The 15,739-nt window shown below is 70.0% G+C and carries 15 protein-coding genes; 6 read left to right on the forward strand and 9 right to left on the reverse strand.

The genetic code is table 11. The annotated features are described in order from the left end of the window. Nucleotides 1–142 precede the first annotated feature (142 nt). From galT to galK, 3 genes are read left to right on the forward strand one after another with little or no spacing between them, the layout of a single operon-like run. Nucleotides 143–1,204 carry a galactose-1-phosphate uridylyltransferase gene (gene galT / locus ABZ937_RS28175; RefSeq protein WP_361696128.1) on the forward strand — a complete coding sequence of 354 codons (1,062 nt, stop codon included), beginning with the start codon at nt 143–145 and terminating at the stop codon, nt 1,202–1,204. Next, nucleotides 1,201–2,163 (forward strand): UDP-glucose 4-epimerase GalE, encoded by a 963-nt coding sequence (gene galE, locus ABZ937_RS28180; RefSeq protein ID WP_361696129.1) that lies wholly within the window; start codon nt 1,201–1,203, stop codon nt 2,161–2,163. The genes galT and galE overlap by 4 nt, the downstream gene beginning before the upstream one ends. Then, the gene (gene galK, locus ABZ937_RS28185; RefSeq protein ID WP_361696130.1) at nt 2,163–3,317 is read left to right on the forward strand and encodes a galactokinase; all 1,155 of its coding nucleotides are present in this window, start codon (nt 2,163–2,165) and stop codon (nt 3,315–3,317) included. Before galE ends, galK begins: the two co-directional genes overlap by 1 nt. A 7-nt stretch (nt 3,318–3,324) precedes the next feature. Here the strand turns inward: galK and ABZ937_RS28190 are convergent, their stop codons facing one another. Beyond that, nucleotides 3,325–3,768 (reverse strand): N-acetyltransferase, encoded by a 444-nt coding sequence (locus ABZ937_RS28190; RefSeq protein ID WP_361696131.1) that lies wholly within the window; start codon nt 3,766–3,768, stop codon nt 3,325–3,327. Nucleotides 3,769–4,088: 320 nt separating this feature from the next. On the opposite strand from ABZ937_RS28190, the gene ABZ937_RS28195 reads away from it, so the two are divergent. Beyond that, nucleotides 4,089–4,856 (forward strand): response regulator transcription factor, encoded by a 768-nt coding sequence (locus ABZ937_RS28195; RefSeq protein ID WP_361696132.1) that lies wholly within the window; start codon nt 4,089–4,091, stop codon nt 4,854–4,856. On the opposite strand, the gene tamR is transcribed toward ABZ937_RS28195, so the two are convergent. Beyond that, nucleotides 4,815–5,312, reverse strand: a complete 498-nt coding sequence (gene tamR, locus ABZ937_RS28200) for a MarR family transcriptional regulator TamR (RefSeq protein ID WP_014673201.1) — start codon at nt 5,310–5,312, stop codon at nt 4,815–4,817. The genes ABZ937_RS28195 and tamR overlap by 42 nt on opposite strands. Before the next feature lie 89 nt (nt 5,313–5,401). On the opposite strand from tamR, the gene ABZ937_RS28205 reads away from it, so the two are divergent. Beyond that, the gene (locus tag ABZ937_RS28205; protein ID WP_361696133.1) at nt 5,402–6,208 is read left to right on the forward strand and encodes a trans-aconitate 2-methyltransferase; all 807 of its coding nucleotides are present in this window, start codon (nt 5,402–5,404) and stop codon (nt 6,206–6,208) included. 58 nt (nt 6,209–6,266) lie between these two features. Here the strand turns inward: ABZ937_RS28205 and ABZ937_RS28210 are convergent, their stop codons facing one another. Beyond that, complete coding sequence (locus ABZ937_RS28210; protein WP_189992077.1) at nt 6,267–6,944, reverse strand: TetR/AcrR family transcriptional regulator; 678 nt, start codon at nt 6,942–6,944, stop codon at nt 6,267–6,269. After that, the gene (locus tag ABZ937_RS28215; protein WP_361696134.1) at nt 6,941–7,948 is read right to left on the reverse strand and encodes a fatty acid desaturase; all 1,008 of its coding nucleotides are present in this window, start codon (nt 7,946–7,948) and stop codon (nt 6,941–6,943) included. The genes ABZ937_RS28210 and ABZ937_RS28215 overlap by 4 nt, the downstream gene beginning before the upstream one ends. A gap of 317 nt (nt 7,949–8,265) precedes the next feature. On the opposite strand from ABZ937_RS28215, the gene ppc reads away from it, so the two are divergent. After that, a complete protein-coding gene (gene ppc, locus ABZ937_RS28220; RefSeq protein WP_361696135.1) occupies nt 8,266–10,998 on the forward strand; it encodes a phosphoenolpyruvate carboxylase in 2,733 nt (910 codons plus the stop codon). A 63-nt stretch (nt 10,999–11,061) separates the two neighbouring features. Here ppc and ABZ937_RS28225 read toward each other — a convergent pair whose 3' ends face one another. From ABZ937_RS28225 to glmU, 5 genes are all read right to left on the reverse strand, one after another. After that, nucleotides 11,062–11,568, reverse strand: a complete 507-nt coding sequence (locus ABZ937_RS28225; protein ID WP_361696136.1) for a hypothetical protein — start codon at nt 11,566–11,568, stop codon at nt 11,062–11,064. A 52-nt stretch (nt 11,569–11,620) separates the two neighbouring features. Then, the gene (gene pth / locus ABZ937_RS28230) at nt 11,621–12,223 is read right to left on the reverse strand and encodes an aminoacyl-tRNA hydrolase (RefSeq protein ID WP_361696137.1); all 603 of its coding nucleotides are present in this window, start codon (nt 12,221–12,223) and stop codon (nt 11,621–11,623) included. Between the two features lie 75 nt (nt 12,224–12,298). Next, nucleotides 12,299–12,889 (reverse strand): 50S ribosomal protein L25/general stress protein Ctc, encoded by a 591-nt coding sequence (locus ABZ937_RS28235; protein ID WP_361696138.1) that lies wholly within the window; start codon nt 12,887–12,889, stop codon nt 12,299–12,301. 200 nt (nt 12,890–13,089) lie between these two features. Then, nucleotides 13,090–14,070 carry a ribose-phosphate diphosphokinase gene (locus ABZ937_RS28240; protein ID WP_361696139.1) on the reverse strand — a complete coding sequence of 327 codons (981 nt, stop codon included), beginning with the start codon at nt 14,068–14,070 and terminating at the stop codon, nt 13,090–13,092. A gap of 153 nt (nt 14,071–14,223) precedes the next feature. Continuing rightward, nucleotides 14,224–15,672, reverse strand: coding sequence for a bifunctional UDP-N-acetylglucosamine diphosphorylase/glucosamine-1-phosphate N-acetyltransferase GlmU (gene glmU / locus ABZ937_RS28245; RefSeq protein ID WP_361696140.1), 1,449 nt, complete (start codon nt 15,670–15,672; stop codon nt 14,224–14,226). Between the last annotated feature and the right edge of the window lie 67 nt (nt 15,673–15,739).

Consider the following 15,739-nt stretch of genomic DNA (forward strand, 5'->3'; position numbering starts at 1 on the left):
CCTACGCCTCCGTGTTCAGTTATTGAACACTTCTGTTGGTGTTCTTTGTTTGATCGTGATGATCCAGGGCGTTGTGGAGTTGTGGTCTGTTATGTTTGATTGTGTTGAGCTGATGGGGTGCGGGACGTAGAGGAGTCCACCCGTGAAGAAGACCTCGACCCGGCTGGCCGACGGTCGTGAGCTGATCTACTACGACCTCCGGGACGACACCGTGCGGGACGCCGCCGACCGCCGCCCGCTGGACCGTACGATCACCACGTCCGAGGTCCGCCGCGACGTGCTGCTCGGCGACTCGGTGGCGATCGCCTCCCACCGCCAGGGCCGCATCTACCATCCGCCGGCCGACGAGTGCCCGCTGTGCCCGACGCGCGGCGACCGGCTCAGCGAGATCCCGGACTCCTCGTACGACGTCGTCGTCTTCGAGAACCGGTTCCCCTCCCTCGCCGGCGACTCCGGCCGCTGCGAGGTCGTCTGCTTCACCTCCGACCACGACGCCTCCTTCGCCGACCTCGGCCCGGAGCAGGCGAGGCTCGTCCTGGACGCGTGGACGGACCGCACGTCGGAGCTGTCGCATCTGCCCTCCGTCGAGCAGGTGTTCTGTTTCGAGAACCGCGGTGCCGAGATCGGCGTGACCCTCGGCCATCCGCACGGACAGATCTACGCCTACCCCTTCACCACCCCGCGCACCGCGCTGATGCTCCGCTCGCTCGCCGCCCACCGGGAGGCGACCGGCGGGGAGAACCTGTTCGACGCGGTCCTGGAACGGGAACTCGCCGGGGAGCGGGTCGTCCTTGAGGGTGAACACTGGGCGGCCTTCGTGCCGTACGCGGCGCACTGGCCCTACGAGGTCCACCTGTACCCGAAGCGCCGGGTGCCCGATCTGCTCGCGCTCGACGAGGCGGCGCGCACAGAATTCCCCCAGGTCTATCTGGAACTCTTGAGGCGCTTCGACCGGATCTTCGGCGAGGGTGAGCCTCCGACGCCGTACATCGCGGCCTGGCACCAGGCCCCGTTCGGCGCGCTGGACGAGTTCGACGGCGTGACGCGCGACGACTTCGCGCTCCACCTAGAGCTTTTCACCATTCGCCGCACTTCCGGCAAGCTGAAGTTTCTCGCGGGTTCCGAGTCCGGCATGAACGTGTTCATCAACGACGTGCCGCCGGAGCGCGCGGCCGAGCGACTGCGAGAGGTAGCGAGTTCATGAAGTACCTGGTGACGGGTGGCGCGGGATACGTCGGCAGTGTCGTGGCCCAGCATCTGCTGGAGGCCGGCCACGAGGTCACCGTCCTCGACAACCTCTCGACCGGATTCCGCGCGGGCGTCCCGGCCGGTGCCGCGTTCGTCGAGGGCGACATCCGGGACGCCGCCAAGTGGCTCGACCCCTCCTTCGACGGCGTGCTGCACTTCGCGGCGTCCTCGCAGGTCGGCGAGTCGGTCGTGAAGCCGGAGAAGTACTGGGACAACAACGTCGCCGGCTCCATGGCCCTGCTCGCCGCGATGCGCGAGGCCGGCGTCCGCACGCTGGTCTTCTCCTCCACCGCGGCCACCTACGGCGAGCCCGAGCAGGTCCCGATCGTGGAGACCGCCCCGACCAAGCCCACCAACCCCTACGGCGCCTCCAAGCTCGCCGTCGACCACATGATCACCAGCGAGGCGAACGCCCACGGCCTGGCCGCGGTGTCGCTGCGCTACTTCAACGTGGCGGGCGCGTACGGCGCCTACGGCGAGCGGCACGACCCCGAGTCGCACCTCATCCCGCTGGTCCTCCAGGTCGCCCAGGGCCGCCGTGACGCGATCTCGGTCTACGGCGACGACTACCCGACCCCCGACGGCACCTGCATCCGCGACTACATCCACGTGGCCGACCTGGCGGACGCGCATCTGCTGGCCCTGACCGCGGCGCGGCCCGGCGAGCACCTGATCTGCAACCTCGGCAACGGAAACGGCTTCTCCGTCCGCCAGGTCGTCGAGACCGTCCGCGAGGTCACCGGCCATCCGATCCCCGAGGTGGTGGCCCCGCGCCGGGGCGGCGACCCCGCCGTCCTGGTCGCCTCCGCGGACACCGCCCGCGAGAAACTGGGCTGGAACCCGACCCGCGCGGACCTCGCGGGGATCGTCGCGGACGCCTGGGAGTTCGCGCAGAGCATCGCAAAGGAGCACTAGTGGGGGCACAGCGGGTCGCGGAGCGCTTCACCGAGCTGTACGGTGCCGCACCGGAGGGCGTCTGGGCGGCACCCGGCCGCGTCAACCTGATCGGCGAGCACACCGACTACAACGACGGCTTCGTCATGCCGTTCGCGCTGCCGCACCAGGCGATCGCGGCCGTCTCGCGCCGGGACGACGGGATCCTGCGCCTGCACTCGGCGGACGTCGAGGGCGGCGTCGTGGAGCTGCGGCTGGACGCCCTCGCCCCGCAGAGCGACGAGAACTGGACGGCGTACCCGGCGGGCGTCGTCTGGGCGCTGCGCGAGGCGGGCCACGAGATCACCGGCGCCGACGTCCACCTCTCCTCCACGGTCCCGACCGGCGCGGGGCTGTCCTCGTCCGCCGCGCTGGAGGTCGTGATCGCGCTCGCGCTGAACGACCTGTTCGGCCTCGGCCTGCAGCGCTGGAGGCTGGCCCGGCTGTGCCAGCGCGCCGAGAACGTCTACGTCGGCGCCCCGACCGGCATCATGGACCAGACGGCGTCGGCCTGCTGCGAGCAGGGCCACGCGCTGTTCCTGGACACGCGTGACCTGTCCCAGCAGCAGATCCCCTTCGATCTCGCGGCCGAGGGCCTGCGGCTGCTGGTCGTGGACACCCAGGTCAAGCACGCCCACAGCGGCGGCGAGTACGGCAAGCGCCGGGCCGGCTGCGAGAAGGGCGCGGCCCTGCTCGGCGTCGACGCCCTGCGGGACATCCCGTACGCCGAACTGGACGCGGCCCTCGCCCGCCTGGGCGACGAGGAGGAGGTGATCCGCCTGGTCCGGCACGTGGTGACGGAGGATCAGCGGGTCGAGCGGACCGTCGCCCTGCTCCGCGCCGGCGAGACCCGCGCCATCGGCGCCGTCCTGACCGAGGGTCACGCCTCCCTGCGCGACGACTTCCGCATCTCCTGCCCGGAGCTGGACCTGGTCGTCGACACCGCCCTGGCGAACGGCGCCCTGGGCGCCCGGATGACCGGCGGCGGCTTCGGCGGCTCGGCGATCGTCCTGGCGGAGGCGACGGACGTCGACACCCTCACCAAGGCGGTCGAAGCGGCCTTCGCCGCGGCGGACCTCACGGCCCCGCGGGTCTTCGAGGCCGTACCGTCCGCCGGGGCCCGGCGGCTGGCCTGACCTCCCGTCAGCCCAGCCGCTTCGTCAGTGTGTACTCCGTGATCCCCGGCGGATAGTCGGGGATCACGCACACCACCTCGTAGCCCTGCTTCCGGTAGAACCCCGGGGCCTGGAAGTCCCAGGTCTCCACACGGGCGGCCGTGCAGCCGCGGCCGGCCGCGGCGATGTGCTCGGCCTCGGTGAGCAGGCGTGCGCCCAGGCCCGTGCCGCGGTGGGCGGCGTCGACCCACAGGTAGGTGACGTGCAGCCAGGTCGTCCAGGTGTGGCCGACCAGGCCGCCCGCGAGGTCGCCGGCGGCGTCCAGCGCCCAGACGTGGAGCGGGGCCTCGCGCTCGCCGGGTGTGCCGCGCAGGGCCGCCAGGACCGGGGACGCCGCCGTGTTGGTGTCCCGCAGCCGTGAGCGGAGCAGATCACGTCGGTCTTTGTCGACTTCCGCCTCAATACGAAACATGCGGCACACCATAAACGTGCTGGGCGGCCAGTTCTGCAAATCTCCTTCCGCTGCGTGCTCTCATCCGTACTCTGTGGAACAGCACCGGTGGGGGCCGGTGCCGCTCAGGGGGCGAGACAGGCGGGTACGACGCCCGCGGTGGGGTAGCAGTGTCCGCAACGGCGGCGGCCGTGCGGTGTGTGTCCCTGTCCGCGGGTGTCGTACCCCGTGCGCGTCGTCGTTCTCCGGACCTTTTCCGGGTATTTCCGGACGGCCTGTTCCGGAGCTTTCCGGACCTTGGGTATCCCCTGCTCCACGCGGAGCCTGGGGAAGGGGGTTTCGTGGTTCGCATCCGAGTCCTGGTCGTCGACGACCACCGCATCTTCGCCGAGTCGCTCGCCGCCGCGCTGGCCGCCGAGCCGGACGTCGACGTCTTCGCCGCAGGCAGCGGCCCGGCCGCGCTGCGCTGCCTGGAGCGCGCGGCCGGCGAGGGCCGCCGCTACGACGTCCTCCTGGTCGACGCCGACCTGGGCGGCAACCTGCCCGGCGCCCGCCCGGCCGTCCCGGTGCGGGAGGGCAACGAGGAGGGCCTGGTCGACGGGATTTCCCTCGTCGCCGGGGTCCGCGTGGCCCAGCCCGCCGTACGGATCGTCGTCCTCGCCGAGAAGGACGACCCGCGTCGCGCGGCCCTCGCGCTGCAGGCCGGCGCCTCCGGCTGGGTCGCCAAGGACTGCTCGCTGTCCCGGCTGCTGACGGTGATACGAGGAGTGCTGCGTGACGAGACGCATCTGCCGCCCGCGCTGCTCACCGGGGTGCTGAAGGAACTGACGGCCGCCCGCCGGCACCGCACCGAGAGCGAGCGGCTGGTGGAGTCCCTCACCCCGAGGGAGCGGGAGGTGCTGCGCTGCATGGTCGCCGGGCTCGGCCGCAAGGCCGTCGCCGAGCGGTTGTTCCTCTCCCCGCACACCGTCCGCACCCATATGCAGAACGTCCTCGGCAAGCTGGGCGTCCACTCCACGCTGGCCGCCGTCGCGCTGGCCCGGCGGGCCGGGGTGGGCCCGGTGGACCTAGCCGGGGATGTTGTCGAACGGGGCGGTCAGCTGGCGTAGCAGCCCGGCCAGTTCCGCGCGCTGGGCGCGGGACAGTTCGGCGAGGATCGCCCGTTCCTGCTCCAGCAGGCCCGCCAGCGCCTGGTCCGCGCGGTCCCGGCCCTCGTCGGTCAGCCGGACCAGCACGCCCCGCCGGTCGCTCGGGTCGGGCAGCCGCTCGACCAGGCCCTTCTTAGCGAGCCGGTCGATCCGGTTGGTCATCGTGCCCGAGGTGACCAGGGTCTGCGTCAGCAGCTGGCCGGGGGAGAGCTGGTACGGCGTGCCCGCGCGCCGCAGCGCGGTCAGCACGTCGAACTCCCAGGGCTCCAGCTGGTGCTCGGCGAAGGCGAGCCGGCGGGCACGGTCCAGATGCCGGGCGAGTCGGCTCACCCGGCTCAGCACTTCCAGCGGCTCCACGTCGAGGTCCGGACGCTCCCGGCGCCACGCTGCGACCAGCCGATCGACCTCGTCCTCCATGGAGATCAGTGTAGTGGTTGTGTCGACATGAAGTCTCTTGATGTCGAGTCTCTTGACGTCGAGATGTTTGGCCGGGGAGAGTGGACGACATGACCACTTGGGATCCCGCTCAGTACCTCCGCCACGCCGGTCACCGGGCCCGGCCCTTCGCCGACCTCCTCGCCCGCGTCCCGGCGCTGCCCGGCGACCGGCCCCGGATCGCCGACCTCGGCTGCGGCCCCGGCAACGTCACCGCCCTCATCGCCGACCGCTGGCCCACCGCCCACATCACCGGATACGACAACTCGCCCGACATGCTCGACAAGGCCCACGTCGACCACGAGGGACCCACGGCCGGCGGCGGCCGGCTGGACTTCGCCCCCGCCGACGTCCGCACCTGGACACCCGGGGAGCCGTACGACCTGATCGTCTCCAACGCCACCCTCCAGTGGGTGCCGGGTCACGCCGACCGCTTCGGCGACTGGATCGCCGCCCTGCGGCCCGGCGGCGCCTTCGCCTTCCAGGTCCCCGACAACATCGACGCCCCCCTGCACGCCCTGATGCGTGACCTCGCCGGCACCCCCCGCTGGCGGGACCGCCTCGCCGACGTCCTGCGCCGCACGGACTCCGTGCACACCCCCGCCGCCTACCTGGACCGCCTCACCCGCCTCGGCTGCGCGGCCGACGTGTGGCAGACGACGTACTTCCACGTCCTGACCGGCGAGGACCCGGTCCTCGACTGGGTGAAGGGCACCGGCCTGCGACCCGCCCTGACCGCCCTCGCCGACGACCCCGAGGCACGGGACGCGTTCGTCACCGAGTACCGGGACCTGCTGCGCAAGGCCTACCCGAGCGCGCCGTACGGCACGGTGATGCCGTTCCGCCGGCTGTTCGCGGTGGCGGTGAAGGGGGCATGACGGAGATCGATGGTGCCGGCGGCGCGCTGCGGTTGCCGGCCACGGATTCGGACTGATCTCACGCTTTGCGGTGCCCTATCAGCCGCGGCTTCTGCTCCAGCCCGTCCAGGCCGTGCCACGCCAGGTTCACCAGGTGCGCCGCCACCTCCGCCTTCTTCGGGCGGCGCACGTCCAGCCACCACTGGCCGGTCAGCGCGACCATGCCGACCAGGGCCTGCGCGTACAGCGGGGCGAGCTTCGGGTCGAAACCGCGGGACTTGAACTCGCGGCCCAGGATGTCCTCCACCTGCGTGGCGATGTCGGAGATGAGGGACGCGAAGGAGCCTGTGGACTGGGGGATGGGGGAGTCCCGGACCAGGATGCGGAAACCGTCCGTGTACTCCTCGATGTAGTCCAGGAGGGCGAAGGCCGCCTGCTCGCACAGTTCGCGGGGGTGGCCGGCCGTGAGGGAGCTGGTGACCATGTCCAGCAGGCGGCGCATCTCGCGGTCCACCACCACCGCGTACAGGCCCTCCTTGCCGCCGAAGTGCTCGTACACCACCGGCTTGGACACCCCGGCCTTCGCCGCGATCTCCTCCACCGACGTGCCCTCGAAGCCCTTGGCCGCGAAGAGGGTGCGACCGATCTCCAGCAGCTGCTGGCGGCGCTCGGCACCGGTCATACGGGTCCGGCGGGTCCGCCGCTGCTTGTCGTTGCCTGAAGTGCTGCTGGAGTCGGTCGCCACGGCGTCAATCATGCCGCCTCGGCGCTCTCCCTCCGGCGCCGGGAGCCGCCTTCCTCGGTGTTGCGGCGCGAATCGATACGCGAGCGTGACGGCCAGCGCACGTCGTACGCCCAGCCGAGCAGCTCGAACCAGCGGATGAAACGAGCCGACGAGTCGATCTGGCCGCGCATCACCCCGTGCCGCGCCGAGGTCGGGTCGGCGTGGTGCAGGTTGTGCCAGGACTCGCCGCAGGACAGGACCGCCAGCCACCACACGTTGCCCGAACGGTCCCGCGACTTGAACGGCCGCTTGCCGACCGCGTGACAGATCGAGTTGATCGACCACGTCACATGGTGCAGCAACGCCACCCGCACGAGTGAGCCCCAGAAGAACGCGGTGAACGCGCCCCACCAGGACATCGTCACCAGACCGCCGATCACCGGCGGCAGCGCCAGCGAGAGCGCCGTCCACAGAACGAACTGGCGGGAGATCGCACGGATCGCCGGATCCTTGATCAGATCCGGGGCGTACTTCTCCTGCGGAGTCTGCTCCTCATCGAACATCCAGCCGATGTGCGCCCACCACAGGCCCTTCATCAGCGCCGGAACCGTCTCCCCGAACCGCCACGGAGAGTGCGGATCGCCCTCCGCGTCGGAGAACTTGTGGTGCTTGCGGTGATCGGCCACCCAGCGCACCAGGGGGCCCTCGACCGCCAGCGAACCCATGATCGCCAACGCGATCCGCAGGGGCCGCTTGGCCTTGAACGAACCATGGGTGAAGTACCGGTGGAAACCGATCGTGATGCCGTGGCATCCCAGGAAGTAGAAGAACACCAGCAGGCCCAGATCGAGCCAGCTCACCCCCCAGCCCCAGGCCAGCGGCACCGCCGCCACCAGCGCCAGGAACGGGACGGAGATGAAGAGCAGCAGCGTGATCTGCTCGATCGAACGCTTCTGCTCCCCGCCCAGCGTGGCCGAGGGAAGAGCGGTGTCGGTGGCCTTACGGGCTTCGTCGATCACATCGGAACTTGAGGTCATGCGCGTCCCCTGTGGGGTCGAGGGTCGAGGGTTCGAGGGTCGAGACAGATGCCGGGCCGCCGGGACCGAACGGGACTCCACGATGCTTCCCTACGGTTCCGTAACCTACGGCGTCGTAAGTATGGCAGCGTGTCGTGCGGCGGCAAGAGCCCCAGACCCTGCGCGTCCGCATGGCCACCTATCCTTGGAGTCGGTCGGACAGCGCGGTCCGCTGAAGTTTCCTTCCCGGACCCTCCGGCCCGTATGCGGCGCCCGCCGCGCGGCAGCCGACCGGGTTCCCTCCCAGACGAGCTTCAACACTGCAAGGAGCCGCACCTGTGAGCAGTGCCGACGACCAGACCACCACGACCAGCAGTGAGCTGCGCGCCGACATCCGCCGGCTGGGTGATCTCCTGGGCGAGACCCTCGTCCGGCAGGAAGGCCCCGAGCTCCTCGAACTGGTCGAGAAGGTCCGCCGCCTGACCCGCGAGGACGGCGACGCCGCCGCCGAGCTGCTGCGCGGCACCGAACTGGAGACCGCGGCCAAGCTGGTCCGCGCCTTCTCCACCTACTTCCACCTGGCCAACATCACCGAACAGGTGCACCGCGGCCGGGAACTGCGCGCCAAGCGCGCCGCCGAGGGCGGCCTCCTCTCCCGCACCGCGGACCGGCTCAAGGACGCCGACCCGGAGCACCTCAAGGAGACCGTCGAGAACCTGAACGTCCGCCCGGTCTTCACCGCACACCCCACCGAGGCCGCGCGCCGCTCCGTCCTCAACAAGCTCCGGCGCATCGCCGCGCTCCTGGACACCCCCGTCCTCGACTCCGACCGCCGCCGCCACGACGTCCGCCTCGCCGAGAACATCGACCTCGTCTGGCAGACCGACGAGCTGCGCGTCGTACGCCCCGAACCGGCCGACGAGGCCCGCAACGCCATCTACTACCTCGACGAGCTGCACGCCGACGCCGTCGGCGACGTCCTCGAAGACCTGACCGCGGAGCTGGAACGCGTCGGCGTCAAGCTGCCCGACGACACCCGCCCCCTCACCTTCGGCACCTGGATCGGCGGCGACCGCGACGGCAACCCCAACGTCACCCCCCAGGTCACCTGGGACGTCCTCATCCTCCAGCACGAACACGGCATCAACGACGCCCTGGAGATGATCGACGAGCTGCGCGGCCTGCTCTCCAACTCCATCCGCTACACCGGAGCCACCACCGAGCTGCTCGAATCCCTCGACACCGACCTGGAACTCCTCCCCGAGATCAGCCCCCGCTACAAGCGCCTCAACGCCGAGGAGCCCTACCGGCTCAAGGCCACCTGCATCCGGCAGAAGCTGGAGAACACCAAGCAGCGCCTCGCCAGCGGCACCCCCCACGAACCCGGCCGCGACTACCTCGGCACCAGCGAACTCCTGCACGACCTGCGGATCATCCAGGCCTCCCTGCGCGAACACCGCGGCGCACTGTTCGCCGACGGCCGCCTCGCCCGTACCATCCGCACCCTGGCCGCCTTCGGCCTCCAGCTCGCCACCATGGACGTCCGCGAACACGCCGACGCCCACCACCACGCCCTCGGCCAGCTCTTCGACCGCCTCGGCGAGGAATCCTGGCGCTACGCCGACATGCCCCGCGAGTACCGCGCCAAGCTCCTCGCCAAGGAACTCCGCTCACGCCGGCCCCTCGCCCCCACCCCGGCACCCGTCGACGCAGCCGGGCAGAAGACCCTCGGCGTCTTCGAGACCGTCAAGAAGGCCCTGGAGGTCTTCGGCCCCGAAGTCATCGAGTCGTACATCATCTCCATGTGCCAGGGCGCCGACGACGTCTTCGCCGCCACCGTCCTCGCCCGCGAAGCCGGCCTCATCGACCTGCACGCCGGCTGGGCGAAGATCGGCATCGTCCCGCTCCTGGAGACGACGGACGAGCTGAAGGCCGCCGACACGATCCTGGAGGACATGCTCTCCGACCCGTCCTACCGGCGCCTGGTCGCGCTGCGCGGCGACGTCCAGGAGGTCATGCTCGGCTACTCCGACTCCTCCAAGTTCGGCGGCATCACCACCAGCCAGTGGGAGATCCACCGCGCCCAGCGCCGACTGCGCGACGTCGCCCACCGCTACGGCGTCCGCCTGCGCCTCTTCCACGGCCGCGGCGGCACCGTCGGCCGCGGCGGCGGCCCCTCCCACGACGCCATCCTCGCCCAGCCCTGGGGCACCCTGGAAGGCGAGATCAAGGTCACCGAGCAGGGCGAGGTCATCTCCGACAAGTACCTCATCCCCTCCCTGGCCAGGGAGAACCTGGAACTGACCGTCGCCGCGACGCTCCAGGCATCCGCCCTGCACACCGCCCCCCGCCAGTCCGACGAGGCCCTCGCCCGCTGGGACGCCGCCATGGACGTCGTCTCGGACGCCGCCCACGCCGCCTACCGCCGCCTCGTCGAGGACCCCGACCTGCCGACGTACTTCCTCGCGTCGACACCCGTGGACCAGCTCGCCGACCTGCACCTGGGCTCCCGGCCGTCCCGCCGCCCCGGCTCCGGCGTCTCGCTCGACGGCCTGCGCGCCATCCCCTGGGTGTTCGGCTGGACCCAGTCCCGGCAGATCGTCCCCGGCTGGTTCGGCGTCGGCTCCGGCCTGAAGGCCCTCCGCGAAGCCGGCCTGGACACCGTGCTCGACGAGATGCACCAGCAGTGGCACTTCTTCCGCAACTTCATCTCCAACGTGGAGATGACCCTCGCCAAGACGGACCTGCGGATCGCCCAGCACTACGTCGACACCCTCGTCCCGGACGAACTCAAGCACGTCTTCGACACCATCAAGGCCGAACACGAGCTGACCGTCCGCGAGGTCCTCCGGGTCACAGGCGAAGAGGAACTGCTGGACGCCCAGCCCGTCCTCAAGCAGACCTTCGCCATCCGCGACGCCTACCTGGACCCCATCTCCTACCTCCAGGTCACCCTGCTCAAGCGCCAGCGCGACGCCGCGGCCGCCGACGCCGAACCCGACCCGCTGCTCTCCCGCGCCCTGCTCCTCACCGTCAACGGCGTGGCAGCCGGCCTGCGCAACACCGGCTGACCCACCCGGACACAAAGGTGCCCCCGAGGTCGTACGACCCCGGGGGCACTCGTCTGTCTCCGCTCACTGCAACAACACGAACGTCACCGTCAGCAGCCCCGCCCCGGCAAGCCCCAGCACCCACGCCGGCCGGACCAACCGCATCCCGCCCGCGACCACCACCGACGCCAGCAGCAGCGCCCCGCCCAGCGGCACCCAGGCGTACAGGATCCCCGCCGGACCGGACCGCACCGCCTCCCCCGTCCCGGGCTTCAGCACGACGTCGTACGTCGTCCCCGCACGCACCGCGACAGACTTCTCGATCTCCACGCGCGCACGTGGCCGCGCCCCCGACGACACGGGCGTGAACGGGCCGCTGCACACATCCCCCGCGCACCGCGTCACCCGGACCGTCCCGTGCTCGCGCCCCTTGGTCAGCAGCACATGCTGTGCGGTCCCCCAGGAACCCCACACCCCGGCGAACAGGATCAGCGCGGCGAGCGTGCCCATCGCCGCGACCCGCCCGAACCGCAGAGCGGTCACGGAGGCCCGGCGAGCGGAGGCGGCTGTGGCAGGCATGGCCGGGATCATTGGCCATACGCCTACGGCCGGTCAACTCCGCTCGGAGCCAAGACCGGACAAGTCAGGAGTTGTACGCGCTCTGCGCCCGCTCCAGCCCCTCCGTCACCAGACACTCCACCGCGTCCGCCGCACGGTCCACGAAGTAGTCCAGCTCCTTGCGCTCCGCCGACGAGAAGTCCTTCAGCACGAAGTCGGCCACCTGCATCCGCCCCGGCGGCCGGCCGATCCCGAACCGCACCCGGTGATAGTCCGCCCCCATCGCCTTCGTCATCGACTTCAGACCGTTGTGCCCGTTGTCCCCGCCGCCCAGCTTCAGCCGCAGCGTGCCGTAGTCGATGTCCAGCTCGTCGTGCACGGCCACGACGTTCGCCACCGGAACCTTGTAGAAGTCCTTCAGCGCGTTCACCGGACCGCCGGACAGGTTCATGTACGACATCGGCTTCGCCAGGATCACCCGGCGGTTCGCCGGCCCGGCCGGACCGATCCGCCCCTCAAGCACCTGCGCCTGCGCCTTGCCCGCCCGCTTGAACTTCCCCCCGATCCGCTCCGCGAGCAGGTCGGCCACCATGAAACCGACGTTGTGCCGGTTCATGGCGTACTCCGGCCCGGGATTGCCGAGCCCCACGATGAGCCAGGGGCCGCTGGCGGGAGTGGTCACGTCCATGTCTCCTTGATACGCGCCAGCCGCTGCCCCCGGCGAGGGAAGCAGCGGCTGACCAGATGATGACGACGGCGAGGATCAGGCCTCGGCGGCCTCGCCCTCGGCGGCCTCGCCCTCGGTCTCCTCGGCCTGGGCCTGCAGCACCTGCAGCACCACGGCGTCCTCGTCCACGGCCAGCGACACACCGCCCGGCAGGGTGACGTCCTTGGCGAGGACGGAGGCACCGGCCTCCAGGCCCTCGACGGAGACGGTCAGCGCCTCGGGGATGTGCGTGGCCTCGGCCTCGACCGGCAGCGCGGCAAGGACGTGCTCCAGCAGGTTGCCACCCGGGGCCAGCTCGCCCTCGGCGTGCACCGGAACCTCGACCGTGACCTTCTCGCCACGCTTGACCAGCAGCAGGTCGACGTGCTCCAGGAAGCCCTTCAGCGGGTCACGCTGCACGGCCTTCGGGATCGCCAGCTCGTTGGTCTTGCCGTCGATGTCCAGGGAGATCAGGACGTTCGGCGTACGCAGCGCCAGCAGCAGGTCGTGACCCGGCAGGCTCAGGTGCAGCGGCTCGGAGCCGTGCCCGTACAGAACGACCGGAACCTTGTTCTCACGGCGGATGCGACGGGCGGCACCCTTGCCGAACTCGGTGCGGGTCTCGGCGGTGAGCTTCACCTCGGACATGTGGATCACTCCTCGTAGAAACTGGGAACGGACGTGGTCACCCGGCCACGAACGGCCTGCTACGAAGAGCGCGTCGATAACGGACCGCCGTACCCCCGTCAGAAACGGAGTACGGCCTCCCTCGCCGAGCAACTGGAGCAGTCTACTCGGAGAGGGAGGCCGCACCCAAAAGGATCAACGAACCCGAGGTCGCAGAAACCTCACTGCTCGTCAAAGAGGCTGGTCACCGAACCATCCTCGAACACCTCACGCACCGCACTCGCGATCGTCGGAGCGATCGACAGCACCGTGATCTTGTCCAGATCCCGGCCCAGCTCCGCCGGCGTCGGCAGCGTGTTCGTGAACACGAACTCACTCACCCGCGAGTTCTTCAGCCGATCAGCGGCCGGACCCGACAGCACACCGTGCGTCGCCGTCACGATCACATCCTCCGCACCATGCGCGAACAACGCGTCCGCAGCGGCACAGATCGTCCCACCCGTGTCGATCATGTCGTCCACCAGGACACACACACGACCCTTGACCTCACCGACCACCTCGTGAACGGTGACCTGGTTCGCCACGTCCTTGTCACGCCGCTTGTGCACGATCGCCAGCGGCGCACCCAGCCGGTCACACCAACGGTCCGCCACCCGCACACGACCCGCGTCCGGCGACACCACCGTCAGCTTGTCCCGGTCCACCTTCGCGCCCACGTAGTCCGCCAGCAGCGGCAGCGCGAACAGGTGATCCACCGGACCGTCGAAGAAACCCTGGATCTGATCCGTGTGCAGATCCACCGTCAGGATCCGGTCCGCACCCGCCGTCTTCATCAGATCCGCGATCAGACGCGCCGAGATCGGTTCACGACCCCGGTGCTTCTTGTCCTGCCGCGCGTAACCGTAGAACGGCACGATCACCGTGATGGAGCGCGCCGACGCACGCTTCAGCGCGTCGATCATGATCAGCTGCTCCATGATCCACTTGTTGATCGGAGCCGTGTGGCTCTGGATCAGGAAGCAGTCCGCACCACGAGCCGACTCCTGGTAACGGACGTAGATCTCACCATTCGCGAAGTCGAAGGCCTTCGTCGGGACAACCCCGACACCCAGCTGCTGGGCGACCTCCTCGGCAAGCTCGGGGTGGGCGCGGCCGGAGAAGAACATCAACTTCTTCTCGCCGGTCGTCTTGATCCCGGTCACAGCACTGTCTCCTCAGAGGTTGTCTCAGCCAGCCGGCTGCTCGGCGACCTCTCGGCTGGGCATGAGAGGCCGAATCAGCTGGTAAGGGTGCGGGTGCACACGTGCGGATGTGCACTTATCACGGTACGCCGTGTTTGGCGCACCCGTTTCCCCTCAGCCCTCGCTCTCGCCCTGCCGGGACGCCGCCTCGGCCGCCTTCGCCGCCGCGCTCCCCGGACGCTTCCGCGCCACCCAACCCTCGATATTCCGCTGCTGACCACGGGCCACGGCCAGCGAACCAGGCGGCACATCCTTCGTGATCACAGACCCGGCAGCGGTGTAAGCACCGTCCCCGACCGTGACAGGAGCCACAAACATGTTGTCCGAACCCGTCTTGCAGTGCGACCCGACGACGGTGTGGTGCTTGCTCTCCCCGTCGTAGTTCACGAACACACTCGCGGCACCGATGTTCGTGAAATCACCGATCGTCGCATCACCCACGTACGACAGATGCGGAACCTTCGTCCCCTCACCGATCGACGAGTTCTTCGTCTCCACGTACGTACCGATCTTCGACTTCAGACCCAGACGCGTACCCGGCCGCAGATACGCGAACGGCCCCACAGACGCCTGCTCACCGATCCGCGCACCGTCCGACACCGTGTTGTCCACCCGCGCCCCCGCACCCACCCGGGTGTCCTTCAGCCGGCTGTTCGGCCCCACCTCGGCACCCTCACCGAGATGCGTCGACCCCATCAGCTGCGTACCCGGATGCACGACGGCGTCCTGCTCGAAGGTCACGGTGACGTCCACCCAGGTGGTGGCCGGGTCGACGACGGTCACACCGCCGAGCATCGCCCGCGTGAGCAGCCGGTCGTTCAGGATCCGGCGCGCCTCGGCCAGCTGCACCCGGTTGTTGATCCCGGCGATCTCCCGGTGATCGCCGGCCACCGACGCCCCCACCCGATGCCCGGCCTCCCGCAGGATCCCGAGCACGTCTGTCAGGTACTCCTCGCCCTGGGTGTTGTCCGTGCGCACCTTCTTCAGCGCGTCCGCCAGCAGCTGCCCGTCGAACGCGAACACCCCGCTGTTGATCTCCCGGATCGACCGCTGCGCATCCGACGCGTCCTTGTGCTCCACGATCGCGGTGACGGCACCCGTCGCCTCGTCCCGCACGATCCGGCCGTAACCGGTCGCGTCCGGCACCTCGGCGGTCAGCACGGTCACGGCGTTGCCGTCGGCGGCGTGGGTCTCCGCGAGCTGCTTCAGCGTCTCGGCGGTGAGCAGCGGGGTGTCCCCGCACACGACCACGACGGTCCCGTCCACGGCCCCGCCCAGCTCCTCCAGGCCCATCCGCACGGCGTGCCCGGTGCCGTTCTGCTCCGCCTGCACGGCGGTCCTGGTGGCCGGGTCGATCTCGTTCAGGTGCGCGGTGACCTGCTCACGGGCGTGGCCGACCACGACGACCAGGTTCTGCGGGTCCAACTCACGGGCGGCGGCCAGCACATGTCCGACCAGGGAACGGCCGCAGATCTCGTGCAGGACCTTGGGTGTGGCCGACTTCATACGGGTGCCCTCACCCGCTGCGAGAACGACGACGGCGGCCGGGCGGATGGCGCTCACGGGGTTGCCCTTCGGCTGTGGGTGAGTGGGGGTGACAGCCGCAGGATACCGGGGGGTGTTGTGGGGG

Source organism: Streptomyces sp. NPDC046727 (genome assembly GCF_040645635.1).
In the GTDB taxonomy this organism is placed as follows: Bacteria; Actinomycetota; Actinomycetes; order Streptomycetales; family Streptomycetaceae; genus Streptomyces.

Excerpts from the sequence above, each read along its gene's own strand:
- ABZ937_RS28215 (WP_361696134.1), bottom strand. The coding sequence starts at position 7,948 with ATGACCTCAAGTTCCGATGTGATCGACGAAGCCCGTAAGGCCACCGAC.
- ABZ937_RS28205 (WP_361696133.1), top strand. The coding sequence starts at position 5,402 with ATGACCACTTGGGATCCCGCTCAGTACCTCCGCCACGCCGGTCACCGG.
- tamR (WP_014673201.1), bottom strand. The coding sequence starts at position 5,312 with ATGGAGGACGAGGTCGATCGGCTGGTCGCAGCGTGGCGCCGGGAGCGT.
- ABZ937_RS28225 (WP_361696136.1), bottom strand. The coding sequence starts at position 11,568 with ATGATCCCGGCCATGCCTGCCACAGCCGCCTCCGCTCGCCGGGCCTCC.
- ABZ937_RS28210 (WP_189992077.1), bottom strand. The coding sequence starts at position 6,944 with ATGATTGACGCCGTGGCGACCGACTCCAGCAGCACTTCAGGCAACGAC.
- pth (WP_361696137.1), bottom strand. The coding sequence starts at position 12,223 with ATGGACGTGACCACTCCCGCCAGCGGCCCCTGGCTCATCGTGGGGCTC.
- ABZ937_RS28190 (WP_361696131.1), bottom strand. The coding sequence starts at position 3,768 with ATGTTTCGTATTGAGGCGGAAGTCGACAAAGACCGACGTGATCTGCTC.
- galE (WP_361696129.1), top strand. The coding sequence starts at position 1,201 with ATGAAGTACCTGGTGACGGGTGGCGCGGGATACGTCGGCAGTGTCGTG.
- ABZ937_RS28235 (WP_361696138.1), bottom strand. The coding sequence starts at position 12,889 with ATGTCCGAGGTGAAGCTCACCGCCGAGACCCGCACCGAGTTCGGCAAG.